Here is a 21633-nt window from a genome sequence, read left to right as displayed (position 1 = left end):
ACGCGCCCGACCTCACCTCTCGACCCGCCCGACCGCACCTCTCGACCCGCCTGACCCCACCTCCCGACGCGCCCGGCCCACCCTCGAACGCAGGAAGGACACATGACCACCGCCGAGCACCTCGCCCTCCTCGGAGGCGCGCCCGCCATCGCACAGCCACTGCCGCACGAGGTGTGGCCGCCTCCGGCCGACGAGGCGGAACTGTCCGAACTGGCCGAGCAGCGGAACACTGACATCTCCATCAAGGGCAACAGCGGCCCCATCGGCCGGTTCGAGGCGGACTTCCTCGCCTTTCTGGACGACGGTGCCCGCTTCGCGGTCACCTTCAACTCCGGTACCAGCGCCCTCCTCGCCGCCTACTTCGCGCTCGGAGTGCGCGACGGCGTGGACGTCGTGGGACCGGCACTCACCTACCACGCGGCGCTGAGCCCCGTCTTCGCGCTCCGCGGCGACGTGGTCCTGGCCGACATCGACCCCGACACCCGCGGCCTGGACCCCAAGGCGCTCCAGGCCGCGCTCACCGAGCACACCAAGGTCATCACGGTCGTCCACCAGTGGGGCCACCCCTGCGACCTGGACCCGATCCTGCGGATCGCCGAGCGACACGGGCTGCGTGTCCTGGAGGACTGCTCGCACGCCCACGGCAGTCGCTACAAGGGCAGGCCCGTCGGCACCTTCGGCGACGCCGCGGTCTTCTCCCTCCAGGCCAACAAGGCCGTCTACGCGGGGGAAGGCGGCATCCTCGTCACGAGCGACCCCCGGGTGCACGACCGGGCCACTCTCCTCGGGCACTACCGGGACCGCTCCCGGGACAGTGTCCTCGACGCGGACCTGCGTGCGCACTGGGTCACCGGCTTCGGCCTCAAGCTGCGCATGTCGCCGTTCAACGCCATCGTCGCCCGGCACGCGCTCGCTGCGTTCCCGGCACGCAAGGAAGCCCGGCACCGCTGTCTGCGCCACTTGGGCGAACAGCTCGCCGACGTGAGCTATCTGGAGCCGGTGCACGTCGCCGACCACGTCGACATGGGCGCCTGGTACGGCTACAAGCCGCTCTACCGGCCCGCGGCGCTGGGCGGCGTCCCTCGCTCCGTGCTCATCGAGGCGCTGCGCGCGGAAGGCATGGAGGTGGGCGCCCCCTCCGGCCCCCGGCTGTCGACCCTGCCGCTCTACGCCCGCCCCGAGAACCCCCTCTTCCCCGGCACGCCGAAGAAGGGCATCGCGCCGGACACCGGCTCGCACGCCGAGCACGTCGAGCAGCACGCGCTGTCGCTGCCCACCTTCAGCAATTGGCCCGAGGACACGAAGCTCATCGACCAGTACGCCGAAGCCTTCCGCAAGATCGGTCGTCACCGCGAGACGCTCGTGCGGTACGCGGCCGACCCGTCCCGACGACCCACGGCACCGAAGAGGTAGCGACCATGACTGTCAAGGAATCCCCCGAGGCCGTGGCCCAGGTCCTGGAGCATGCCCTGGTCGGTGACGACCTGCCGGACTCCTTCACCCTGCTGGGGCGGGAGTGGAGCCTGCACCGGGGTGTCTTCCCCAGCACCCTGAGCGCCGCGACCGAGGTGATGGCCTCGATCGTGCCCTATCCCGAGGGCGGCTCGTTCCTGGAGGTCGGCTGCGGCACGGGCGTCATCTCCGTGACGGCCGCGCTCAAGGGCTGTGCCTCCGTCACCGCGCTGGACATCAACGAGAAGGCCGTCGCCAACACGGCCGCCAACGCCGAGCGGCACGGTGTGGGCGACCGGGTGCGTGTGCTCCACAGCGACATGTACACGGCCCTTGGGCCGGGGGAGCGCTTCGACGTCGTCTTCTGGAACGTGCCCTGGACCTATGTGGAGGACGGCTTCTCCCTCTCCACCGATCTGCACTCCGCCGTCTTCGACCCGGGCTACCAGGGCCAGGCCCGGTACATGGCCGGCGCCCATGAGCATCTGACCGACGGCGGCAGGCTGCTGCTGGGCACGGCCGACCTCGGCGACCGCGAACGGCTCGACGCCCTCGCCGAGGAAGCCGGCCTGCGGATCGAACTGCTGCGCCGGGTGCGCCGGATCGAGGAGGTGCGGGTCATGGAGTACTACGTGCTCGAACTGCACGCCAAGTGAACCGGAACCGTCGCCTGCACGCGACGACCCTCGGCGCCCCGCCCCGCCCCGCCCGGACCGCCGACGACCGCCCGCCCCCGAACCACGACGCCGTGCGATGAGGCACCCCATGCCACCACCGTCCGATCTCGACCTGGCCCTGCACCTCGGCGATCTCGCCGACAGCATCACCAACCGTCGTTTCCAGGCCCGTGACCTGCGGGTCCGGGAGAAGCCGGACCGTACGCCCGTGACCGACGCGGACACCGCCGTCGAGACAGCCGTACGCGCGGCAGTGAAGTCCGCCCGCCCGGACGACGCCTTCGCCGGGGAGGAGACAGGAGGCCGTGTCACGGCCGGTCGTACCTGGCTGGTCGACCCCATCGACGGCACCAAGAACTTCCTGCGCGGGGTACCGGTCTGGGCCACCCTGATCGCGCTGCTGGAGGGCGGCCGACCCACCGTGGGGGTGATCAGCGCCCCCGCCCTGCACAGCCGCTGGTGGGCGGCGGCCGGACAGGGCGCCTGGCTGCGGCGCGGACCGGCCGGCAGCGCCCCCCTGCCCCTGCGGGTCTCCGGCACCACCCTCCTCGCCGACGCCTATCTGTCCACCACCAGCACCTGTACCTGGGACGTCTTCCACTCGTCCGCGGCCTACCGGCGCCTGGCCGAGGCGTGCTGGGAGGACCGTGCCTTCGGGGACTTCCTCCAGCACTGCATGGTCGCCGAAGGAACCCTCGACATCGCGGCCGAACCGGTCGTGAATCCCTGGGACATCACCGCCGTGCAGCTCCTCGTGGAGGAAGCCGGCGGTGTCTGCACGGATCTCCTGGGCGCCTCGCCCCACAGCGGCACCGGGGCCCTGTCCGCCAACCCGCGCCTGCACCTCCTCGCCCTCAAGGCCCTCGCGCGATGACAGGGCGGGTCGACGGGCTCGGTCGGGCCGGACGTCACCGCCGTCCGGCGGTTCTCCACCTCCACCCGCGTCCACAGAGAAACGGACCATCATGCTGATTCTTTCCCTCAAAGAAGGCCATGACGGGGCGATGGCGGCCGTCGAGGACGGCAGGCTGCTCTTCTCCCTTGAGGCGGAGAAGGACTCGTTCCTCCGCTACAGCGGGCTGACCGCCGAGGCGTTCGCCCTGGCGTCGGAACGGCTGGACAAACAGCCGGACGTCGTCGCCCTGAGCGGCTGGGTCAAGGGGACCCAGGCCACCGACCAGCCCTCGCGCGCCGGGTACTACGGGGTGGGCGGATCCGCGATCTCGGACGAGGCCGGCCGGTTCTTCGGGAAGGCCGTGCGCGTCTTCTCCTCCACGCATGAGCGCTCCCACATCATGACGTCGTACGGCATGTCGGCGTTCCGTCGGGACCAGCCCTTCTACAGCCTGGTGTGGGAGGGGAACATCGGCTCGTTCTACCGCATCGACGAGCGCGGCCAGGTCACCCATCTCAAGGAGGTGCTCAACCACCCGGGCAACAAGTACTCCTACGGCTTCGCGCTCGCGGACCCCAAGTTCAGTCCGCACCAGGAGTTCGTCCGTTTTCAGGACGCGGGCAAGCAGATGGCCTTGGCCGGATTCGCCGAGAACCGATCGGCGACCCAGGAGGAGCAGGACGCCATCGACTTCATTCTCGGTCAGAAGGAGGTCATCACCGGCAACCTGAAAGACCGGATGACGGACTCCCCGTTCCACAACATCGGCGTGGAGTCGAGCGCGTACAAGAACCTCGCCGCCCGGCTGTCGAACGCCATCTTCGACCGGTTCCACGCCTACGCCAGGGAGCATCTGACGGAGGGGCTGCCCCTGCTCATCTCCGGTGGCTGCGGACTCAATTGCGAGTGGAATCGCCGCTGGCGCGAGTGCGGGCTCTTCCCCGCGGTCTTCGTCCCGCCGTGCCCCAACGACAGCGGCTCCGCGATCGGGACCGCCATCGACGCCCAGCACTTCTACACCGGCTCGGCCGACCTGGACTGGGACGTCTACGCGGGGGGCGAATTCGTCGAGGACATCGCGTTCGACCCGCAGCGCTACGCCGTCCGTCCGGTGCGCCACGACGAGGTCGCCCGCTACCTCCGCGACGGGAACATCATCGGGTGGGCGCGGGGCCGCTGGGAGATCGGCCCGCGCGCGCTCGGGAACCGGTCCATCCTGGCGGCTCCGTTCACCGTGGAGACGACCGTCAGGCTCAACAAGATCAAGCAGCGTGAGGGATACCGTCCCATCGCCCCGATCTGTCTGGAGCGGGACGCGGTCCGCTGGTTCGGCGGCGGGGTCCCCGACCCCTACATGCTGTACTTCAGCCAGGTCGAGTCCGGCGGACTGGAGGCGGTGACACATGTCGACGGAACGGCTCGCACCCAGACCGTCGACCCGGCGGCGAATCCGGAGATGGCCGATCTGCTGACCGTCTTCGGCGAGTTGACCGGCTTCAGCGTCCTGTGCAACACCTCGCTCAATTACTCGGGGCGCGGGTTCATCAACCGCACCAGCGACCTGATCGCGTACGGCGAACTCCACGGACTGGACGGATACGTCGTGAACGACACCTTCATCACCCCGCGCCGATGACGCCCGTCCGCGGCCCCGTTCCGGGAACGTACCGCCCCGGACCGTTCAGGAGTCTCCGCGGCTCTTCCGGGACGCCTCGGCGAGCCATAGGTGTGCCGCGGTCACGATGCCCTTGATGAAGGCGCCTCCGCCGCCCCCCAGGTTCTCGTCCAGCAGGGAGACGTCGTCGGCCGCCACCCAGGCGAACTCGGTGTGCTTGTCCCGTTCGAGTTCCGGCGACGAGAGGTCCCCGTCCACCTCCACGACATAGTCCGACTCGATGTGCCGCACCCCGTCCGCCGTCCACTCCTCCCGTGCCACCCGGGCGAGCACGCGGCGCAGCCGCCACCCGGTCTCCTCCGCGATCTCCCGGTGCAGGGCGTCCAGGAGGGACTCCCCTTCCTCCACGGCTCCGCCGACGACGTCCCAGCACCCGGGGAAGAGACGTCGGTCGAGCGCGCGGCGCTGGACGAAGATCCGGTCGCGCGGATCGCGGATCAACGCGCCCACCACGAGCCGGGGTTCGGTCACATCGGTCACGTCGGTCATGTCAGCCGTTCACCGTGCCACGGCCCGGCGGGCGACCAGGAAGACATAGCCGACCTGCGGGAGCGCACCGAAGCGGGGAAGGCAGCGGGTGGCGGTGAAGAACGCGCGATGGGGGTCGTCGGCGGCGGGTTCCACACCGTCGAAGGCATCGGCGAACGCCTGGTAGGTGCGGCGGACGTGGTCGGCGATGTCGTGGAACTCCACCACCTCAAGACCGGCCCGGTCCAGGGCTGTCCGCAGTTCCGCCGGTTCGGGCAGCGCGGGCGATCCGAACGCCCGGCACGCCTGGCGGACCGTCTCCGCGCTCTCCCCGGTCACCGGCGACCGGAGCAGCACGTCGGTGACGATCAGCGGGCTGCCGGGCCGCAGGGTCCGGGCGATCTCGGTGAGGGCGGTGGTCCGGTCGGCGATGTGCATCATGGACTCGATCGCCCAGGCGCCGTCGAAGGACGCGTCGTCGAAGGGCAGCGCGCAGGCGTCCGCGTACCGGAAGTCCACGCGGTCGGCGAGCGCGGTGGCGTCCGCCCGGGTGCGGGCGAGGTCGATGTCCTGGCTGCTGACCGACACTCCCGACACCTGGGCGCCGGTGGCCCGTGCGATGCGCAGGGCGGGCCGTCCGGTGCCGCAGCCGACGTCCAGCAGGCGGCGGCCGGGCGCGCCGGCGAGCCGCTCCGCCACGAGGTCGGTGAGCCGGTCGGTGGCCTGGTCGAGCGAGCGGTCGTCCGCGGCGCTGTCCCAGTAGCCGACGTGGATGTTGCCGTCGACGGCCGCACCGGCAGGGTTCCCGGTGTGCTGGGGGCGCTCGTCATGGGGCCGGTCGATGTCCGGGGACGGCGGGACGGTGGGACGCGGGGACGGGTCGTCGGTCATCGAGGTCTCCCGAGCATGGGGGGGCGGGTCGGCCGGTGAAGAGGCCCGGACCCGGAGGGAGTCGGCAACGGTGTGCGCGCCTCACCGAGGGGTGGGGTACGGCGTTCCGGCCCGTGGAGGGCCCGGCGGCGGGGCGGAACGGTGGGCACCGGCGGTCGATGCGGTGGTGGGGGCATCGAGCCACCATTGTCCTGGTGGACGCACATGCCGTCCAGGGCGCCCGGGAGAACCCACCGGAACGGGTGGAGGGTCCGGCCCGGCCCAAGGGCCCTTCGGGGCGGTCCGTGCTCAGCGGGGCCAGCGGTGGAAGCGGCGCAGGCCGTAGAGGAGCGGGACGTGGTCGGTCTGCCGGGTGATGCGGCTGATCCTTCCGTACACCGCGGTGTGGTCGCCGACGCGTTGGCTGAGGGCCACCTCGCAGTCCGCGACGGTGTGGGCGTCGCGGGTCAGATGCGGCCCCGCGACGCCTTCCGTGGCCCAGGGGACGCGTTCGAAGCGGTGCGGGTCGCCGGAGGCGAAGAGTTCCGCGACGGGGCGCGCACGGTCGTGGAGCAGGTTCACCGCGAGGCGTCCGGAGCCGGTGACCGCGTCGAGGGTGGGGCTGCCGTGGCGCAGACAGACCAGCAGGACGGGGGGCTCCAGCGACACCGAGCACAGGGACGAGCAGGTCATGCCCCGCGGTGTGCCGTCAGGGAGCAGGGCGGTGACGACGCTGACGCCACTGGGGAAGCGGCTCATCATCGTGCGGAACGCCGTCGCGGTCGTGGTCGGCGGGGTGGAGGTCGGCGATGCCTGGTCGGTCATGGGTGCGCCTTCCGGAGCGGGGGCGGGGCAGGGACTTCGTCGTGTCCGTCGCCGCGGTCGGCGCCGCACTCCCCAGAGGTACCGGTCCCGGACCACGACGGCATCACCGCCAGCGGCCGGGTGCCCTTCCCGCCAGCCCGACCTGCGGAGTTCCGGCTGGCTGCAAGAGCGGAGGTCAGTGCGCGCGGATTCCCGTTGGCGGTAGTCGCGTGTGGGTGCCAGCGGGCAGGACACGGCATTGCGGCCCGAGTTGAATGAGCGCTCGGGTGCTCGGCGAGGTGCCGTTCAGCGCGGCGACTGTCCGACCGGGCGTTCATGAAGGGTCGGGTGAAGCAGTGATCACATACAAGAAGGACGCGTACGGCGAAGGCCCGCTCTCTCGCGACAAGGAAGCCGAGAGGCACCGTCTCTGCGCGCTGACCGCGACATTGGATCCGGTCTCCATGAAGGTTCTCGACACCGTCGGGGTGCGACGGGGGTGGCACTGCCTTGAGATCGGCTCGGGTACCGGGACGATGGCGCAGTACCTCCTGGGAAGGGTCGGTCCCGGCGGCCGGGTGGTGGCGACCGAACTCGACCCGGGCCTGCTGACCACGGCAGGCGCCTGCGGTGCGGAGGTCCTTCGGCACGACGTCGTCGAGGACGACTTCCCGGCGGGGCACTTCGATCTCGTGCACGCCAGGTGTGTGTTCGAGCACATCGACCGCCGGTTCCGGGAAGCGACCCTGGCCAAGGTGGTGCGCTGGCTCAAACCGGGGGGCCGGCTGGTGGTCGAGGCCGCCGGCTTCGAGTCGGAGCGGCCGGACCGGTCGTCCACCGTCGGCAGGGCCGTGGACATCGTGAGCCGGTTCTTCGCCGAGGTGATGGGGACCGACCTGCACTGGCCGCGGACCCTGGGGCCGACGATGGCCTCACTGGGCCTCCAGGACGTGGACGTCACCCGCAGCCGCATGGTCGTCGGCAGGCACGGTCCCGCCGATCAGGTCATGGTGCTGACGTTGCGGCAGAACGAATCCGAGCTGATCGGGTCGGGGCTGCTGGACGAGGGGTTCGTGGACCGGCTGGAGCGGCACCTGGACGGCGCCGGGGCACCCGAATCGATGTCGACCCTGTACTCGGTGTCCGGTCGCAAGCCCGTCCCGGCGCGGTCCGGTACCGGAACGGAGGGAGTCGAATGAACGTGCACGCGGCCGAACGACATGCCCTGGTGACGGGCTCCAGCAGCGGCATCGGTGCCGCTGTCGCCGAGCGGTTCGCCGAGGAGGGCGTCCTGGTCTCGGTCCACGGGCGCGACGCGGACCGGACGCACGAGGTGGCCGAGAAGATCGCCGCGCGTGGCGCCAAGGTCCTCGCGCTGGTGGGCGACGTCAGCAGCGACCACGCGGTCGCGGCCATGGTCGAGGAGGCACAGGCCGTCCACGGCCCGATCACCATCCTGGTCAACAACGCGGGCCGGATGCCGAGGTTCTTCCCGGACTGGGAGATGACCTCGACCGGGGAGTGGCTCGACCTCTACGACACCAACGTCGTGGGCGCGGTCCGCTTCGTACAGAAGGTGCTGCCGCAGATGCGGCAGTCCGGGTGGGGGCGCATCATCCAGATGGGCAGCATCTCGGGGGACAGCCCGCCTCCGGGGTCGCAGATCAGCTACGGACCGACCAAGGCGGCGCTGCACAACTTCTCGGTCGGACTGGCCAAGATCCTGGCCGGCAGTGGGATCACCGTGAACTGCGTGAGCCCGGGCACGATCGACACACCTGGACTGGCGAGGATCTTCGCGGAGGGCGATCCCTCGTTCCCTCTCGGCAGGACCTGGCCCGAAGTCCGCGAGACGCTCATCTCGGGTTTCCGGAAGAACTACGCCGAACGCATGGGCGGGGCCGCCGAGGTGGCCGAACTTGTCGCCTTCCTGTGCTCCACGAAGGCCGACTACATCAACGGCGTCAACTACCGCATCGACGGCGGCACGGCGGGTGGCCGGTAGGCCAGGACGGTTCGCCCCTACTCGACGGGAAGTGACCATGCAGAGCATTGTCGTGATCGGCGCCGGACAGGCCGGCCTCCTGGTCTCCCTGGGACTCCAGCGGGCCGGGTACCACGTGCGGATCGTGTCGGACCGCTCGGCCGAGGAGATCAGATCGGGGCGGGTGCTGTCCGGTCAGTGCCTCTTCGAACCGGCGTTGCGCGAGGAGCGCGCGTTGGGACTGCACTACTGGGACGGTGAGGCGGCCCAGGTGTCGGATTTTCGTTTCTCGATGGGCGATCCCGAGTCGCACGGGCGACGGTTGCACTGGAGCGCCCGGTTCGACCGGCCGGCGAGTTCGGTCGACCAGCGGCTCAAGATGTCCCGGTGGCTGGACGAGTTCGTCGGCCGTGGTGGTGACCTGCGGGTCGGCCGGGCCGGTGTGGAGGACATCGACCGGTACGCGGCCCACCACGACCTGGTGCTGGTCGCCGCAGGACGGGGTGACCAGTTCGCCGCGCTGTTCCCGCGCGACGACCGGTTCTCCCCGTACCGGGCGCCGCAGCGCACGCTGGCGCTGATCTACGTCGCCTGCGACGGGAACTCCGCGACAGCGCCGCCGCGTCGGATGACGTTCAATGTGCGTCCCGGTGTCGGGGAGTTCTACTGGCTGCCGATCACCTCGGTCCACGGGCCGGTCCACGGGCTGTGTCTGTCGGGCCTGCCGGGTGGCCCCCTGGACTGCTGGGACGGCGTCACCGACACCGACCGGCAGTGGGAGATGACGGTCGGACTCATCCGCGAGCACTTCGCCTGGGACGCGGACTTCTTCTCGGACGCCCGCCCGGCCGGCCGCCTGGACGCGTTGATCGGACGCGTGACGCCCACCGTGCGCCACGCGGTCGGTACGCTGCCGTCCGGCCGGCCCGTCCTGGCGATGGGGGACGCGGCCATCACGAACGACCCGATCTCCGGCCAGGGCGCGAACAACGCCGTGCACTGCGCCGTCTCCTACCTCGACTCCATCGTCCACCACGAGGGCGGGCGGTTCGACCGGGAGTTCATGGAACGCTGCTACGCCCGCTACTGGAACTACGCGCGGCACGCCACCCGGCTCAGCAACGACCTGCTGGCGCCCCCGTCCGACCAGGTGCTGGCCACGCTGGAGGCGGCGCGGTCCACGCCCGGCGTCGCCCACCGGTTCGCCTCGATGTTCGTGGACCCGAGTGACTACGAGGTCTGGTTGGCGGATCCGGAATCCGTTCACCGGTACCGGCAGAGCGCCTAGGAGGAAGAAATGGACGTGCAGAGGACCGGACCCATGCCGGATCGGCTGCGGCCGTCGGCGGCAGCGCGGCCCGAACCGTCACCTCGGTACCGGGTCGACCTCAACGAGAGCCCGTTCGAGCCATCGGCCGACGTGCGGGAAGCCGTGCGTGCCGCGACGGCGGGGCTCAACCGCTACCCGGACGTGGCGGACAGCGAACTGGCCGAGGCCGTGGCCCATCACCTCGACGTGCCGGTCGCCCACATCGCGCCGGGTGCCGGAGGCGTCGCGGTGCTCCACCAGACGCTGACGGCCCTGGCGGACCGCGGCGACGAGGTCGTCTACCCGTGGCTGTCGTTCGAGGGCTACCCGATCCTGTGCGACCTCGCCGGGGCGCGCCGGGTGCCGATCCCGCTGGCCGGCGCGGACCACGACCTGGACGCCATGGCGGGCGCGGTCGGCGAACGCACCCGGGCCGTCGTGGTGTGCAACCCGAACAACCCGACCGGCACCGCCGTGCGCCGCCCCGCCCTGGAGCGCTTCCTCGACCGGATCCCCAGGCATGTCCTGGTGGTGATCGACGAAGCGTACCGGGAGTTCGTCCGCGACCCGGAGGTGCCGGACGGGATCGAGTTGTACCGCCGGAGGCCGAACGTGGCCGTGATGCGGACATTCTCCAAGGCGTACGGCCTGGCCGGGCTGCGGGTGGGGTTCCTGGTCGCGCACCCGCCGGTGGCCGAGGCCGTACGTCGGGCCACACTCCCCTTCAGCGTCACCGCGGCGGCCCGCGCCGCGGCCGTCGCCTCGCTGCGGGCGCAGCAGGAGGTGCGGGCCAGGGTGGACACGATCACCGCGAGGCGCCGGCGGCTCTGGACGGCGTTGCGCGGACTGGGTTGGTCCCTGCCGCGCGCCGAGGGGAACTTCCTGTGGCTCCCGCTCGGTGCGCAGGCCGTCGACTTCGGGCGACGATGCCGGCAGCGAGGGGTGCACGTACGGGTGTTCCCCGGCCACGGAGTCCGCGTCACCGTGGGCGAGGAAGCCGCCGCCGACATCTTCCTGTCCCTCGCGGCCGAGTACGTCCGACCGCCGGAAGACCGTCGATCCGCGTGAGGACCGTCTCGCGCCCCGAGGGCGCTCACGGGGCGGGCGGCCAGGTGCCCGATGTGTGGTCGATAATGCCGACCATGGCAGAAGTCAGGGTGGTGCTGGCCGACGACGACGTCCTGCTGCGCGAAGGGGTGGCCAGCCTGCTCGACCGGGCCGGGCATCTGGTCCTGGGGCAGGCCGGGGACTACGAGGGGCTGCTGGAGATGGTGCGGCGGTCCCGCCCGGATCTGGCGGTCGTGGACATCCGGATGCCGCCGACCCACACCACGGAGGGGCTGGCCGCCGCCCGGGTGATCCGGCAGGAGTTCCCCGAGGTCGCGATCCTGGTGCTGTCGGCCCACGTCGAGGTCGAGCACGCGATGGAACTGCTGGCGAGCGGGCAGGGCGTCGGCTATCTGTTGAAGAGCCGCGTGGCCGATGTGACGGAGTTCGTCGACACGCTGGAGCGGATCGCCAGGGGCGGCTCGGTGGTCGACCCGGCGCTGGTCCGGGAGTTGGTGTCGGTACGGCGCCGTCAGGATCCGCTCGACGTGCTCAGCGCGCGGGAGCGGGAGGTGCTGGCGTTGATGGCGGAGGGCCGTTCCAACGCGGGGATCGCCCACCAGTTGTGGATCACCGAGGGCACCGTGGAGAAGCATGTCCGCAGTCTGCTGGCCAAGCTGGACCTGCCGGAGACCGGGGAGGACCACCGCCGGGTGCTCGCGGTGATCACGTTTCTGGAGGCGCAGTAGCGGCGCCGAGCAGGTGGACGACGGCCCGTCCGGACAGGGACGTCTTCGGCAGGAACCCGATGGCCCGGCTCGCGGCGATCAGTTCCTCGTAGTCCTGCTCGGAGTGGGTCGAGATCAAGATCGTCGGGATCGCGTACAGGTGGAGGCGTTCGGCGAGTTCCAGCCCGCTCTCGCTTCCGAGGTCGAGGTCGACCAGCGCCACGTCGGGCCGTACCCGCTCGGCCTGCCGCAGTGCCTCCCGGCTGTCGGGCGCGACGCCGACGACGGTGATGCCCTGGTGCCGCAGCAGCTCGCCGGCCGCGGCCAGGAAGACCGGGCTGTCGTCGACGATCAGGCAACGCACCATGGGGACAGCCTCGCAGCACTCGTCCCCTGGCGCATTGCTGCTAGCTGATAGCCGACCGGGACGTGCGCGTAGCGAGGGGTGGGGAACTCCGCCGGCTGGGCGCCTACGGGTCGACGGGGCCGGGGCCCTGGTCCGATGGGTCGATGACCGGCGTGTGGGGCGGGCCGGTGCCCGTGGTGAGGGGCAGTGTCAAGTGCACGGTGGTGCCGGCGCCGGACGGGCTGCGCAGCGACAGATGGCCGCCGAGGGCCTCGACGCGGTCGGTGAGGCCGATGAGGCCGGAGCCGCGGCGCGGGTCGGCACCGCCGTGGCCGTCGTCGCGGACGGTGATGTGGAGCAGGCCGTCCCGGGAGGCCAGGTGGACGTCGGCGACGGTGGCGCGGGCGTGCTTGGCGGCATTGGTCAGGGCTTCGCAGACGCAGGAGTAGGCGGCGATCTCGATCGGCTCGGGGTAGCGCTCCCGGGTGAGCAGGTCGAGGCGGACCGGGATGGCGGACCGCCGGGCCAGGGCCTTGAGTGCCGGGTGGAGTCCGCCCTGGGCGAGCATCGCGGGGTGGATGCCGCGGGCGATCTCGCGGAGTTCGTCGACGGCGTCGGCGAGGCCGCCGACCACTTCGTCCAGTTGCCGGTCCAGTTCGTCCGCGCCTGGTGGCACCGCCAGTTGCGCGGTCCGCAGCCGCAGGGCCAGGGAGACCAGGCGTTGCTGGGTGCTGTCGTGCAGGTCGCGTTCGATACGGCGACGGGCGGTGTCGGCGGCGGTGACGATCCGCGCCCGGGACGCGGTGAGCGCCTCCTGCGCCTCGGCCTTGGCGATGGCGGTCGCGACGAGTTCGGTGAATCCGGCGAGCCGCACCTCGGTGTCGGGTGGCAGCGGCTCGTCCCGCATCGATGCCACGCTGACACACCCCCACAGCCGCCCCTCGACGCTGATCGGCATGCCCACCGCGGCGTGGAATCCCCACTCGCGGCCGATGTGGGCGGCCGAGCCCGAGGTGGTGGCGCCGTAGTCGTCGATCCGCGCGGAACGGCCCGACTCGAACACCAGGGTGTGGATGTTCCGTCCCCCGGGTTCCACCCGGACGCCGACCGGGAACGGGCGGTCGGTACTGGTCCAGGCGGCGACGTAGGTGGCCGCGCCGGTCGGCTCGTAGCGGCCGAGGACCGTGAAGTCGACCGTCAGCAGCCGGCCTGCCTCGGTGGCGACGGCGGTGAACACCTCCTGCGGAGGCGTCGCCCGCGCGACCAGGGTGGCCACCCGTCGCAGCGCCGCCTCCCCCTCGGCGAACCTGCGGAGTTCCCAGCGTGCCTGGGTGTTCGCGATAGCGGTCGCCATCAGTGCGGTGAACCCGGCCAACCGGTCCTCGGTGTCCGGCGGGAAGGGCCGCGCGGTCAACGCGATCACCATCACCACGCCCCACAGTCGGCCTTCGACGTGGATCGGTACCCCGACCACGGCGCGGAATCCCTTCTTCCGGGCGTGGTCGGCGGGCCGGCCGGACGCGTCGGCGGCGGTGTCGATCCGGGCCGGCCGCCCCGTCTCGAACACCAGCGTCACCGCGTTGTGTCCGCCGAGCGGTACCCAGGTGCCGAGCGGGAAGGGCAGGCCGTCGCCGTGACGGGACCAGGAACCGACGGCCGCCGCGGTGTCGTCGGGGTCGTACCGGCTGATGCCGACCAGATCGCTGCCGAGCAGATGACCGATCTCGGCGGCGACGGCGGCGAACACCCGTTCCGGCGGGGTGGCTCGGGCCACGAGCGCCGCCACGCGGCGCAGCGCCGCCCGCTCCTGGACGATCTGGTCGCTCGACACGACAGTGGTCGGGCCTTCCTGTCCGCCCACGGGACATCGCGCCCCGCGGGAAATCGCCGACACCGAGGCCGCGGCGTGCGGTTCGGCCGCGATCACCTCGCGGTCCTCGCGCGGCTGCCCCACCGCGACAGCATGCCCCGTCGCGGTGTCCGAACCGCTCTCCGGCCGACCGGTACGTCGGCGTGGTCGAGCATGTCGATCTCCTTACGGTTGCGTGGACGGCGTCGCGCGTCAATGGAGCCGAGTCGGCCTTCGATCGGCCGGAAGGCGATGCGGACGAGGACTCCGGCCCCGATGAGCCCGCCTTCGGCATCCTGTCGGCTCCGGCTGTCCCGCGTGACGCGTTCACCCGCACGGGTCCTCCGCACAAACGAGGGGCGTCCGTACACGCCCCGCTCACATGGAGCCCGCGGGGACGCTCCGGCGACACTGAACCCGTCGGTGACGAGGCGCACCGCCCGGCGTGTGCCGGCGTGCTCCGTCGCTCCAGCCCTGTAGCGAGGCGGTCCCATGAAACCCCCTGAGCCCGAACGCGTCCCGCGCACCCCCCGGGTGTCGCGAAGAGAATTCATCAGCCGCACCACGGCGGTGGGCCTCGGTGCCGGAGCACGTGACCATCTCGAAGCAGGCGAACGAGAAGGTCGGCACCCACACGCGGACGATCGTCCACGACCGCACGGCCGAGCGCGGCCAGCGGAACAAGGTGGTGGAGAAGGGCGCGAAGACCGAGGCCGGGAAGCGCACGCTGCCCCTGCCGAAACCCGTCCTTCGCGCGCTGAAGGCGTACCGCGCCACGCAGGCGGCGGATCGGACCTCGGGTTCACGAGGCGGACCTACGCGCACCCCGACCCGCAGTCGTTGAAGGCGGGTTCGGAGGAACCTGGCCGAACTGCTCGGCCGACCTGGATCAACAGTGTGGGTGAGAAATGGCGAGACGGCGCCCTGGGAACGATCAAGAGGGGCCCCGAAGGACCCCTCTGACCTGCTATCTCTCTGTCGGGACGACAGGATTTGAACCTGCGACCCCTTGACCCCCAGTCAAGTGCGCTACCAAGCTGCGCCACGTCCCGTTGCCCGTCGCGCGTCGGAGGCGCGATCGTGCAGGTCGAGCCTACCGCATACGCGCGACGCTCCCGGGCCGGGCGGGGCGTCAGTCCGTCGGGGCCTCGGACTCGTGCCCGGGGCCCTCGCCGCGGTAGAAGGCGAGGGTGCGGTCGGCGGCGGTGCGGGCGACCTCGGGGGTCTCACCGCCGGCCACGTCGGCCTCGTACCAGCCCTCGCCGGCGGCCGTGATGAACGCCTTGCCCTGGTCGGACCTGCCCCATGCCTCGAATTCGGCGGGGTCGACCGGCAGGGCTCCGGAGAGATGGCGGGCGAGGCCCATGACCGAGAGGTCCCAGCCGATACCGACCGCGCCGGGGCCGAACCGGGCCCAGCGTTCGTCGTCCACGTGCGCGATGTGCTCCAGTCGGAAACGGGTGCGGTCGTCGCCCTCGGGGGTCAGGCTCAGTTCGATCCAGCTGACCTCGCCGCCGTACTCCCAGGTGGCGAAGAAGCCCTTGGGCGGGTCGCAGCGCTCGATGGTGCCGGAGGCGTTGCCCTGCACGGCGTAGGTGCCGCCGAGGGTGAGGTCGCCGGTGACCGGGGCGAACCAGCGCGGGAGGCGCTCCGGGTTGGTGCAGGCGTCCCAGACGTCGTCCAGCGGGGCGTCGTACGCCTGGCTGACGGTGACGATCCGGGCCTCGCCCGCCTTGAAGACGCGCTTGCCGACCGTGCGGCTCACGGCGTTGATCTGGTGGTCGACATCAATCATGGGTGCTCCTCGGTGGTTCCTCGCCGCGCAGACGGCGCTCGCGTCGGCCCCGGGCCAGTTCCGTGGCCAAGGCGTCCAGTCGGGGGGTCCAGAAGCGCCGGAAGCGGTCCAGCCACACATCGACATCCCGCAGCGGTGCGGAGTCGACCGCGTAGAGCCGCCGGGTGCCCTCGGGACGCACCGTCGCGAATCCGTTCTCCCGCAACACCTTGAGGTGCTGGGAGACCCCGGGCTGCGATATCCCGAACTCCTCACGGATGATCTCGCTCACCGCGCCGGAGGCCATCTCGCCGTCGGCGAGCAGTTCCAGGATCCGGCGGCGTACGGGGTCGCCGAGCACATCGAAGGCGTGCATGCGGTTCAACGTATCACCCATCACTTATATAAGCTATTACTGATAGAGCGGGGTCCTCGCGGCCGTCGGTGGTGCTGCGCACGGCCGTCCGCGTCCGCCGCGCGCCGTACCCGACGAAGTGTCCGCCCGCGCCCGCCGATCACGCACACTGTGTCCGCCTCGCGGGCGGGTCGTCGCTGGCTAAGGTCGGCGCATGAACCACAGCTTCGTCGTCCACGTCCCCGACGCCGTGCTCGAACCCGAGCCGCTCGACCCCGCCCAGATCGTCTCCGGCACCCCCGAGGTGACCGGCAAGGTCGTCTGGGAGTCGGAGGACGGCCGCCAGGTCCGGGGCGTCTGGCAGATCACCCCCGGGGTGGTGACCGACACCGAGGCCGACGAGCTGTTCGTCGTGCTCAGCGGCTCCGCCACGATCGAGGTCGAGGGCGGACCGACACTGACGGTGGGCCCGGGCGACCTGGGCGTACTGCGCGAGGGCGACCGGACGACATGGACGGTGCACGAGACGCTGCGGAAGGTGTACGCGATCAACCTCTGACCCCGTGAGGCAGGGGCGGGGCGGCGGGACCCGTCGTCCCGCGCACCTGGAGCGTCGGCTCGGTCAGGCGCAGCCCGCCCGCTCCCCCGGCGCCTGCCAGCCGGTCGAGGAGGCACCGGGCGGCGAGGTGTCCCATCTCGTGGCCCGCGTGGTCGACCGTGGTGAGCCAGAGGTGGCGCAGCCGGGCGACACCGGTGTTGTCGTAGCCGGTCACGGACACGTCGCCGGGCACGGTCAGCCCCAGGTCGGCCGCCGCGGAGAGTGCTCCGACGGCGGCGATGTCATTGGCGGCGAGCACGGCGGTGGGGCGGTCGGGGCGGGCCAGCAGCCGGACGGCGGCGCGGTGCCCGCCCTCCTCGGTCAGATCGCAGGGCTCGACCCGCACCTCCCCCGTCAGACCGCGCTCCCCCATGGTCGTCTCGTAGCCGCGCCGCCGCAGCGCACCCACCGCGCCGTACCCGGCGAGATGGGCGATCCGGCGGTGCCCGAGCCCGATGAGGTGCTCGGTGACCAGCCGGGCGCCCCGTTCGTCGTCGCCCGCGACCACGTCCACGCCGTCCGGGACCGGTTCCCGGGCGCCCGCGACCACCGACGGCAGATGCGCGGCCACCGCGTCCAGCGCCGCCGGATCGGGCAGGGTGCCCACGACGATCACACCGTCCACCCCCAGATCGAGGAAGGGGCCGGGCAGGTCGTGACCGGCCCGGCGGTTCAGCCGGGCGTCGGCGAGCAGCATGCGCAGGCCCGCCGTGTGGAGGACGGAGTTGAGGCCGTCGAGGAGTTCCGCGTACCACGGGTTGCGCAGGTCGTTGACGAGGACGCCGACCGTGCGGGTACGGCGTTCGCTGAGGCTGCGGGCGGCGGCGTTCGGCCGGTAGCCCAGCTCACGGGCGGCCCTCAGCACCGCCTCCCGCTTCTCCCGGCTCACCTGGTCGGAGCCGCGCAGCACCAGCGAGACCAGCGACTTGGAGACCCCGGCGCGCTCGGCGACATCACGGATGGTCGGCGCTCTGCTGCTCATGCGGTGGACCGTTCCATGGGCACGGCGAGCTTGTCAAAGGACCCGTACCGACCTCGTCGCCGGGGCCGACACCAGCCACCGGACAGTTGACACGGGCCGTCGCGCCCGCCCATCGTGACCGGAGCAGTCCTTGGACCGGTCCAAAGCTGCTCCGGTCCAAAGACTGCTCCGGTCCAAAGGGAGCGCGCCGAATCCGCCGCGCTCGAAGCAGAAGCCGAAGGAAGAGGTCGCCATGGTGGAAGCGCTCGGTGTCGCCGTCGTCGGTTTCGGCTGGATGGGCCGGGTGCACACCCAGGCGTACGCCCGGGTCCGGCACCACTTCCCCGCCCTCGCGCTCCGTCCCGAACTGGTGGCGGTGGCCGACGAGGTGCCCGGACGGGCGGAGGCGGCGGCGGAGCAGTTCGGGTTCAGGGCGACGACACCCAACTGGCGGGAGGTGGTGGCCGACCCCCGCGTGCACGCGGTCAGCGTGACCGCGCCGAACTTCCTGCACCGGGAGATCGGCGTCGCCGTGGCCGAGGCGGGCAAGCATCTGTGGATCGAGAAGCCGGTCGGACTGACCGCCGAGGACGCCGGGGCGGTCGCCGACGCGGTGGCGAAGGCCGGTGTCCAGGGCGCGGTCGGCTTCAACTACCGCAACGCGCCCGCCGTGGAGGCGGCCCGCGCGCTCATCGCGTCCGGGGACCTCGGCACGGTGACCCATGTGCGGGTACGGCTGTTCAGCGACTACGCGGCCCATCCCGACTCCGCGCTGACCTGGCGGTACGAGCGGGCGCGGGGCGGCAGCGGGGTGCTGGGCGATCTCGCCTCGCACGGCGTGGACCTGGCCCGGTTCCTGGTCGGCGAGATCGCGTCGCTCAGCGCGGACACCGCGGTGTTCATCCCGCGGCGGGCCCGGCCGTCCGGTGCCACCGCCGGTCACGCGCGCGCGTCCGGCGGCGCCCTCGGCCCGGTCGAGAACGAGGACTACGTCGGCTGTCTGCTCCGCTTCGCCTCCGGCGCACGGGGTGTGCTGGAGGCGTGCCGGGTCTCGGTCGGTGAGCAGAACGCGTACGGCTTCGAGGTGCACGGCACCGAGGGCGCGGTGTTCTGGGACTTCCGGCGGATGAACGAACTCGGGGTCAGCCGCGGCACCGCCTACCAGGACCAGCCGGTCAGCACGGTGTACGCGGGTCCGGGCGACGGCGAGTTCGCGGCCTTCCAGCCGGGCGCGGCGAACGCCATGGGCTACGACGACCTCAAGGTGATCGAGGCGTACCGGTTCCTGCGCTCGATCGCCGAGGGCACCGCCTACGGCGCCACCCTCGGGGACGCCGTACGCAGTGCCGTGGTGCTGCGCGCCATGGAGCGCTCGGCGCAGCGCGGGGCGTGGGTGACCGTGCCGGAGGCGTAGGGCCCGTCGTACCGGGGTCGGCCGGTGTCAGCGGGCCGGAGGGGCCGGGGTGCCCGGGGGCATGTTGTAGGGCGTGACGATCTGGATGGCGGACGGGAGGGTGGGTCCGGCGGGCGGCAGCGCTCCGTGGGCCCGCATCACCAGATGGCACGCCTCGCGCAGGTCCTGGCGCAGGTCGTGGTGGAGGACGGCGGACAGCCGGTGTGCGCGCAGCAGCCGGGTGTTGTCGTGGTCGAGGTCGTGGGCGATGAACACCGCGCACTCCCGGCCGAGGTCGGCGAAGGCGCGCAGGGTGGCGTCGTTGCCGCCGCCGATGGAGTAGACGGCCCGGATGGCGGGGTCGCGTTCGAGGGCGGCGCGGACGGCGTCGTACTGGGTGGCGTCCAGGCCCTGGCCCTCGGTGATCTCGACCAGTGCCCGGTCGGGGTGGTGGGCGCGCATGACGGCGCGGAAGCCCATCTCGCGTTCCTCCTCGTTGCGGAAGAAGCCGCTGCTGAGGCTGGTGAGGACGGTGCCGGGGCGGTCGCCGAGCCACTGGCCCATGAGGTGGGCGGCGGTCGCGCCGGCCGCGCGGTCGTCGATGCCGACACAGCCGAGACGGGTGCTGGCGGGCAGGTCGGTGACGAGGGTGACGACCGGGATCCCGGCGGCGGTGAGCCGGGCGACCGCGTCGGTCACCTCGGGGACGTCGGGTGCCTTGAGGACGACGCCCTGGGAGCCGCGCCGGGCGATGCGGTCGAGGGTGCGGACCAGTTCCCCTACGGGTCCGGTCTCGCGGAAGTGGAAGCGGGAGCGGAGCACCGCCGGGTGCAGGGCGGGGAGTTCGGCCTCCAGGGCGGCGCGTACGGCGGTGGTGAAGCGTTCGGGTGCCTGCATCACGATGTCGACCATGAAGGTACGGCCGACCAGGCGGACCTGGGTGCGCTGCCGGTCGAGGTCGGCGATGGCCCGGCGCACCTCGTACGCGGTGCTGTCGCGGACGCCGCCCCGGCCGTTGAGGACCCGGTCCACGGTGGCCTCGCTCAGCCCCGCCTGACGTGCGATCTCCCGGATCGGGAAGGGGTGGCCCATCCGTCGGCTCCTCGGGTCGCCTGAGGGTTTTTTGATGGATTGCTGCTGGTTGTTCGAGGGGTTTGTAAGGACAAGAATGACAGGGCCGTGCCGCCTCTGTCACGTCTTCGGAAGGATGCCGATGTCCGTATCGACCGCCCCGTCGTCCGGGAACGACGGCGTCTGGTTCGCCGAGGGTGACGGCGACCTGGACGCGTTCCGCGCGCTGGTGGAGCGCGCCACGGACCCGGCCGCCTGTCCCCTCGCCGCCGCCGTGGAGCGGAACGTCCCGGTGTACGACGGCCGCCGGCCGCCCGCCGACCGCCGCGCGCTCCAGTGCGAGTTGGTGCGGGCGCTCGCCGACGGGCCCGGGATCGTGGTCTTCCGCGGGGCGTTCGCGGACGGGGCGGTGCTGGACCGGGTCACCTCGGTCTTCGAGGCGCTGATCGCCGAGCAGCGCGCCTCGGGCGCGGGCGCCGGGGACCACTTCGCGCGGCCGGGCGCCAACGACCGGGTGTGGAACGCCCTGGAGAAGACGGCCCTGCACGATCCCGAGGCGTTCGCCGACTACTACGCCGGCGATGTCCTCGCCCTGGTCGCGGAGGCGTGGCTGGGCCCCGCCTACCAGGTCACCTCCCAGGTGAACGTGGTCAACCCGGGCGGCGCCGCGCAGACCGCCCACCGCGACTACCATCTGGGCTTCCTCTCCGACGCCAGGGCCGCCGCGTACCCGGCGCACGTCCACCGGCTGTCCCCCGTGCTCACCCTCCAGGGCGCGGTCGCGCACTGCGACATGCCGGTGGAGACCGGGCCGACGATGTACCTGCCGTACTCGCAGACGTACGGGCCGGGGTATCTGGCGTGGCGGCGGCCGGAGTTCCGGGCGTACTTCGAGGAGCGGCACGTCCAGTTGCCGCTCGCGAAGGGCGACGCCGTGTTCTTCAATCCGGCGCTGTTCCACGCGGCGGGCACCAACCGGTCGCGGGACGTGCGGCGTACGGCCCATCTGCTCCAGATCTCCTCCGCCTTCGGGCGGGCGATGGAGACGGTGGACCGGGAGGCGGTCGTGAACGCCGTCTATCCGGTCCTGCTCCGGCGCCGCGCCGAGGGCGTGGACGAGCGCCTGCTGGAGAACGTGATCGCCGCGAGCGCCGAGGGCTACCCCTTCCCCACCGACCTCGACAGCGACCCGCCGGTGGACGGTCTCGCCCCGCCCTCCCAGGCCGACCTGGTCCGCCGGGCGCTGCGTGAGCAGTGGGCGCCGGAGGCCCTGCGGGAGGCACTGCGGGCGGCGGCGGTCCGGCGACGCGCGAGCTGAAACCGAAGCCGAGCCGGAGCTGAGGACGAGCCCGAAGGTCGGGCTGGAGCTGAGGCCGG

At 71.9% G+C, this 21633-nt stretch carries 22 protein-coding genes and 1 tRNA gene; 13 read left to right on the top strand and 10 right to left on the bottom strand.

Annotated features, from left to right (window positions below; genetic code table 11):
* Nucleotides 1–102 precede the first annotated feature (102 nt).
* The 4 genes from ACIQNG_RS08350 (at nucleotide 103) to ACIQNG_RS08335 (ending at nucleotide 4660) form a co-directional block, all read left to right on the top strand.
* Nucleotides 103–1413, top strand: coding sequence for a DegT/DnrJ/EryC1/StrS family aminotransferase (locus ACIQNG_RS08350; protein ID WP_401483273.1), 1311 nt, complete (start codon nucleotides 103–105; stop codon nucleotides 1411–1413).
* Nucleotides 1414–1418: 5 nt separating this feature from the next.
* Nucleotides 1419–2108 (top strand): methyltransferase, encoded by a 690-nt coding sequence (locus ACIQNG_RS08345; protein ID WP_401483271.1) that lies wholly within the window; start codon nucleotides 1419–1421, stop codon nucleotides 2106–2108.
* 109 nt (nucleotides 2109–2217) lie between these two features.
* Nucleotides 2218–3003, top strand: a complete 786-nt coding sequence (hisN, locus tag ACIQNG_RS08340) for a histidinol-phosphatase (protein ID WP_401483269.1) — start codon at nucleotides 2218–2220, stop codon at nucleotides 3001–3003.
* Nucleotides 3004–3094: 91 nt separating this feature from the next.
* A complete protein-coding gene (locus tag ACIQNG_RS08335) occupies nucleotides 3095–4660 on the top strand; it encodes a carbamoyltransferase C-terminal domain-containing protein (protein ID WP_401483268.1) in 1566 nt (521 codons plus the stop codon).
* Between the two features lie 45 nt (nucleotides 4661–4705).
* On the opposite strand, the gene ACIQNG_RS08330 is transcribed toward ACIQNG_RS08335, so the two are convergent.
* The 3 genes from ACIQNG_RS08330 to ACIQNG_RS08320 form a co-directional block, all read right to left on the bottom strand.
* Nucleotides 4706–5188, bottom strand: coding sequence for an NUDIX hydrolase (locus ACIQNG_RS08330; RefSeq protein ID WP_401483266.1), 483 nt, complete (start codon nucleotides 5186–5188; stop codon nucleotides 4706–4708).
* Between the two features lie 9 nt (nucleotides 5189–5197).
* Entirely contained in the window at nucleotides 5198–6058 is an 861-nt protein-coding gene (locus ACIQNG_RS08325) for an SAM-dependent methyltransferase (RefSeq protein WP_401483264.1), read from the bottom strand.
* Nucleotides 6059–6346: 288 nt separating this feature from the next.
* Nucleotides 6347–6862, bottom strand: a complete 516-nt coding sequence (locus ACIQNG_RS08320; protein ID WP_401483263.1) for a flavin reductase family protein — start codon at nucleotides 6860–6862, stop codon at nucleotides 6347–6349.
* Between the two features lie 335 nt (nucleotides 6863–7197).
* On the opposite strand from ACIQNG_RS08320, the gene ACIQNG_RS08315 reads away from it, so the two are divergent.
* From ACIQNG_RS08315 to ACIQNG_RS08295, 5 genes are all read left to right on the top strand, one after another.
* Complete coding sequence (locus ACIQNG_RS08315) at nucleotides 7198–8040, top strand: class I SAM-dependent methyltransferase (protein ID WP_401483261.1); 843 nt, start codon at nucleotides 7198–7200, stop codon at nucleotides 8038–8040.
* Nucleotides 8037–8846, top strand: coding sequence for an SDR family NAD(P)-dependent oxidoreductase (locus ACIQNG_RS08310; protein ID WP_401483259.1), 810 nt, complete (start codon nucleotides 8037–8039; stop codon nucleotides 8844–8846). Before ACIQNG_RS08315 ends, ACIQNG_RS08310 begins: the two co-directional genes overlap by 4 nt.
* A 37-nt stretch (nucleotides 8847–8883) precedes the next feature.
* Nucleotides 8884–10113 (top strand): styrene monooxygenase/indole monooxygenase family protein, encoded by a 1230-nt coding sequence (locus ACIQNG_RS08305; RefSeq protein WP_401483257.1) that lies wholly within the window; start codon nucleotides 8884–8886, stop codon nucleotides 10111–10113.
* Nucleotides 10114–10122: 9 nt separating this feature from the next.
* Nucleotides 10123–11202: a histidinol-phosphate transaminase gene (locus tag ACIQNG_RS08300; protein WP_401483255.1), complete on the top strand. Its 1080-nt coding sequence runs from the start codon at nucleotides 10123–10125 to the stop codon at nucleotides 11200–11202.
* Between the two features lie 74 nt (nucleotides 11203–11276).
* Entirely contained in the window at nucleotides 11277–11930 is a 654-nt protein-coding gene (locus ACIQNG_RS08295) for a response regulator (RefSeq protein WP_401483252.1), read from the top strand.
* Here the strand turns inward: ACIQNG_RS08295 and ACIQNG_RS08290 are convergent.
* Both ACIQNG_RS08290 and ACIQNG_RS08285 read right to left on the bottom strand, forming a co-directional pair.
* Entirely contained in the window at nucleotides 11908–12276 is a 369-nt protein-coding gene (locus ACIQNG_RS08290) for a response regulator transcription factor (protein WP_401483251.1), read from the bottom strand. The genes ACIQNG_RS08295 and ACIQNG_RS08290 overlap by 23 nt on opposite strands.
* A 103-nt stretch (nucleotides 12277–12379) precedes the next feature.
* Nucleotides 12380–14209: a GAF domain-containing protein gene (locus tag ACIQNG_RS08285; RefSeq protein ID WP_401483249.1), complete on the bottom strand. Its 1830-nt coding sequence runs from the start codon at nucleotides 14207–14209 to the stop codon at nucleotides 12380–12382.
* 487 nt (nucleotides 14210–14696) lie between these two features.
* On the opposite strand from ACIQNG_RS08285, the gene ACIQNG_RS08280 reads away from it, so the two are divergent.
* Nucleotides 14697–14948, top strand: a complete 252-nt coding sequence (locus ACIQNG_RS08280) for a hypothetical protein (RefSeq protein WP_401483247.1) — start codon at nucleotides 14697–14699, stop codon at nucleotides 14946–14948.
* A gap of 134 nt (nucleotides 14949–15082) precedes the next feature.
* Here the strand turns inward: ACIQNG_RS08280 and ACIQNG_RS08275 are convergent.
* The 3 genes from ACIQNG_RS08275 to ACIQNG_RS08265 all read right to left on the bottom strand — a co-directional run bounded on the left by ACIQNG_RS08275 (nucleotide 15083) and on the right by ACIQNG_RS08265 (nucleotide 16254).
* Nucleotides 15083–15156, bottom strand: a tRNA-Pro gene (locus tag ACIQNG_RS08275).
* An 80-nt stretch (nucleotides 15157–15236) separates the two neighbouring features.
* The gene (locus tag ACIQNG_RS08270; protein WP_401483244.1) at nucleotides 15237–15899 is read right to left on the bottom strand and encodes an SRPBCC family protein; all 663 of its coding nucleotides are present in this window, start codon (nucleotides 15897–15899) and stop codon (nucleotides 15237–15239) included.
* Nucleotides 15892–16254 (bottom strand): ArsR/SmtB family transcription factor, encoded by a 363-nt coding sequence (locus ACIQNG_RS08265; RefSeq protein WP_401483242.1) that lies wholly within the window; start codon nucleotides 16252–16254, stop codon nucleotides 15892–15894. The genes ACIQNG_RS08270 and ACIQNG_RS08265 overlap by 8 nt, the downstream gene beginning before the upstream one ends.
* Nucleotides 16255–16447: 193 nt before the next feature.
* Between ACIQNG_RS08265 and ACIQNG_RS08260 the strand changes: the two genes are divergently transcribed.
* Nucleotides 16448–16792, top strand: coding sequence for a cupin domain-containing protein (locus tag ACIQNG_RS08260; RefSeq protein WP_401483241.1), 345 nt, complete (start codon nucleotides 16448–16450; stop codon nucleotides 16790–16792).
* Here ACIQNG_RS08260 and ACIQNG_RS08255 read toward each other — a convergent pair.
* Complete coding sequence (locus tag ACIQNG_RS08255; RefSeq protein WP_401483239.1) at nucleotides 16782–17813, bottom strand: LacI family DNA-binding transcriptional regulator; 1032 nt, start codon at nucleotides 17811–17813, stop codon at nucleotides 16782–16784. The two genes, ACIQNG_RS08260 and ACIQNG_RS08255, sit on opposite strands and share 11 nt — an antisense overlap.
* A gap of 232 nt (nucleotides 17814–18045) precedes the next feature.
* Here ACIQNG_RS08255 and ACIQNG_RS08250 point away from each other — a divergent pair, with 232 nt between their 5' ends.
* Nucleotides 18046–19206: a Gfo/Idh/MocA family protein gene (locus tag ACIQNG_RS08250; protein WP_401483237.1), complete on the top strand. Its 1161-nt coding sequence runs from the start codon at nucleotides 18046–18048 to the stop codon at nucleotides 19204–19206.
* Between the two features lie 27 nt (nucleotides 19207–19233).
* On the opposite strand, the gene ACIQNG_RS08245 is transcribed toward ACIQNG_RS08250, so the two are convergent.
* Nucleotides 19234–20277: a LacI family DNA-binding transcriptional regulator gene (locus ACIQNG_RS08245; RefSeq protein ID WP_401424391.1), complete on the bottom strand. Its 1044-nt coding sequence runs from the start codon at nucleotides 20275–20277 to the stop codon at nucleotides 19234–19236.
* Nucleotides 20278–20398: 121 nt separating this feature from the next.
* On the opposite strand from ACIQNG_RS08245, the gene ACIQNG_RS08240 reads away from it, so the two are divergent.
* Nucleotides 20399–21574, top strand: coding sequence for a phytanoyl-CoA dioxygenase family protein (locus ACIQNG_RS08240; RefSeq protein ID WP_401483235.1), 1176 nt, complete (start codon nucleotides 20399–20401; stop codon nucleotides 21572–21574).
* Nucleotides 21575–21633: the final 59 nt, after the last annotated feature.

This window comes from Streptomyces sp. NPDC091377, from assembly GCF_044757045.1.
GTDB lineage: Bacteria > Actinomycetota > Actinomycetes > Streptomycetales > Streptomycetaceae > Streptomyces.
This window is presented reverse-complemented; position numbering and strand designations above follow the sequence as displayed.

Excerpts from the sequence above, each read along its gene's own strand:
- ACIQNG_RS08320 (WP_401483263.1), bottom strand. The coding sequence starts at position 6,862 with ATGACCGACCAGGCATCGCCGACCTCCACCCCGCCGACCACGACCGCG.
- ACIQNG_RS08335 (WP_401483268.1), top strand. The coding sequence starts at position 3,095 with ATGCTGATTCTTTCCCTCAAAGAAGGCCATGACGGGGCGATGGCGGCC.
- hisN (WP_401483269.1), top strand. The coding sequence starts at position 2,218 with ATGCCACCACCGTCCGATCTCGACCTGGCCCTGCACCTCGGCGATCTC.
- ACIQNG_RS08300 (WP_401483255.1), top strand. The coding sequence starts at position 10,123 with ATGGACGTGCAGAGGACCGGACCCATGCCGGATCGGCTGCGGCCGTCG.
- ACIQNG_RS08245 (WP_401424391.1), bottom strand. The coding sequence starts at position 20,277 with ATGGGCCACCCCTTCCCGATCCGGGAGATCGCACGTCAGGCGGGGCTG.
- ACIQNG_RS08345 (WP_401483271.1), top strand. The coding sequence starts at position 1,419 with ATGACTGTCAAGGAATCCCCCGAGGCCGTGGCCCAGGTCCTGGAGCAT.
- ACIQNG_RS08240 (WP_401483235.1), top strand. The coding sequence starts at position 20,399 with ATGTCCGTATCGACCGCCCCGTCGTCCGGGAACGACGGCGTCTGGTTC.
- ACIQNG_RS08305 (WP_401483257.1), top strand. The coding sequence starts at position 8,884 with ATGCAGAGCATTGTCGTGATCGGCGCCGGACAGGCCGGCCTCCTGGTC.
- ACIQNG_RS08260 (WP_401483241.1), top strand. The coding sequence starts at position 16,448 with ATGAACCACAGCTTCGTCGTCCACGTCCCCGACGCCGTGCTCGAACCC.
- ACIQNG_RS08265 (WP_401483242.1), bottom strand. The coding sequence starts at position 16,254 with ATGCACGCCTTCGATGTGCTCGGCGACCCCGTACGCCGCCGGATCCTG.
- ACIQNG_RS08255 (WP_401483239.1), bottom strand. The coding sequence starts at position 17,813 with ATGAGCAGCAGAGCGCCGACCATCCGTGATGTCGCCGAGCGCGCCGGG.
- ACIQNG_RS08290 (WP_401483251.1), bottom strand. The coding sequence starts at position 12,276 with ATGGTGCGTTGCCTGATCGTCGACGACAGCCCGGTCTTCCTGGCCGCG.
- ACIQNG_RS08295 (WP_401483252.1), top strand. The coding sequence starts at position 11,277 with ATGGCAGAAGTCAGGGTGGTGCTGGCCGACGACGACGTCCTGCTGCGC.
- ACIQNG_RS08350 (WP_401483273.1), top strand. The coding sequence starts at position 103 with ATGACCACCGCCGAGCACCTCGCCCTCCTCGGAGGCGCGCCCGCCATC.
- ACIQNG_RS08310 (WP_401483259.1), top strand. The coding sequence starts at position 8,037 with ATGAACGTGCACGCGGCCGAACGACATGCCCTGGTGACGGGCTCCAGC.
- ACIQNG_RS08330 (WP_401483266.1), bottom strand. The coding sequence starts at position 5,188 with ATGACCGACGTGACCGATGTGACCGAACCCCGGCTCGTGGTGGGCGCG.
- ACIQNG_RS08270 (WP_401483244.1), bottom strand. The coding sequence starts at position 15,899 with ATGATTGATGTCGACCACCAGATCAACGCCGTGAGCCGCACGGTCGGC.
- ACIQNG_RS08250 (WP_401483237.1), top strand. The coding sequence starts at position 18,046 with ATGGTGGAAGCGCTCGGTGTCGCCGTCGTCGGTTTCGGCTGGATGGGC.
- ACIQNG_RS08325 (WP_401483264.1), bottom strand. The coding sequence starts at position 6,058 with ATGACCGACGACCCGTCCCCGCGTCCCACCGTCCCGCCGTCCCCGGAC.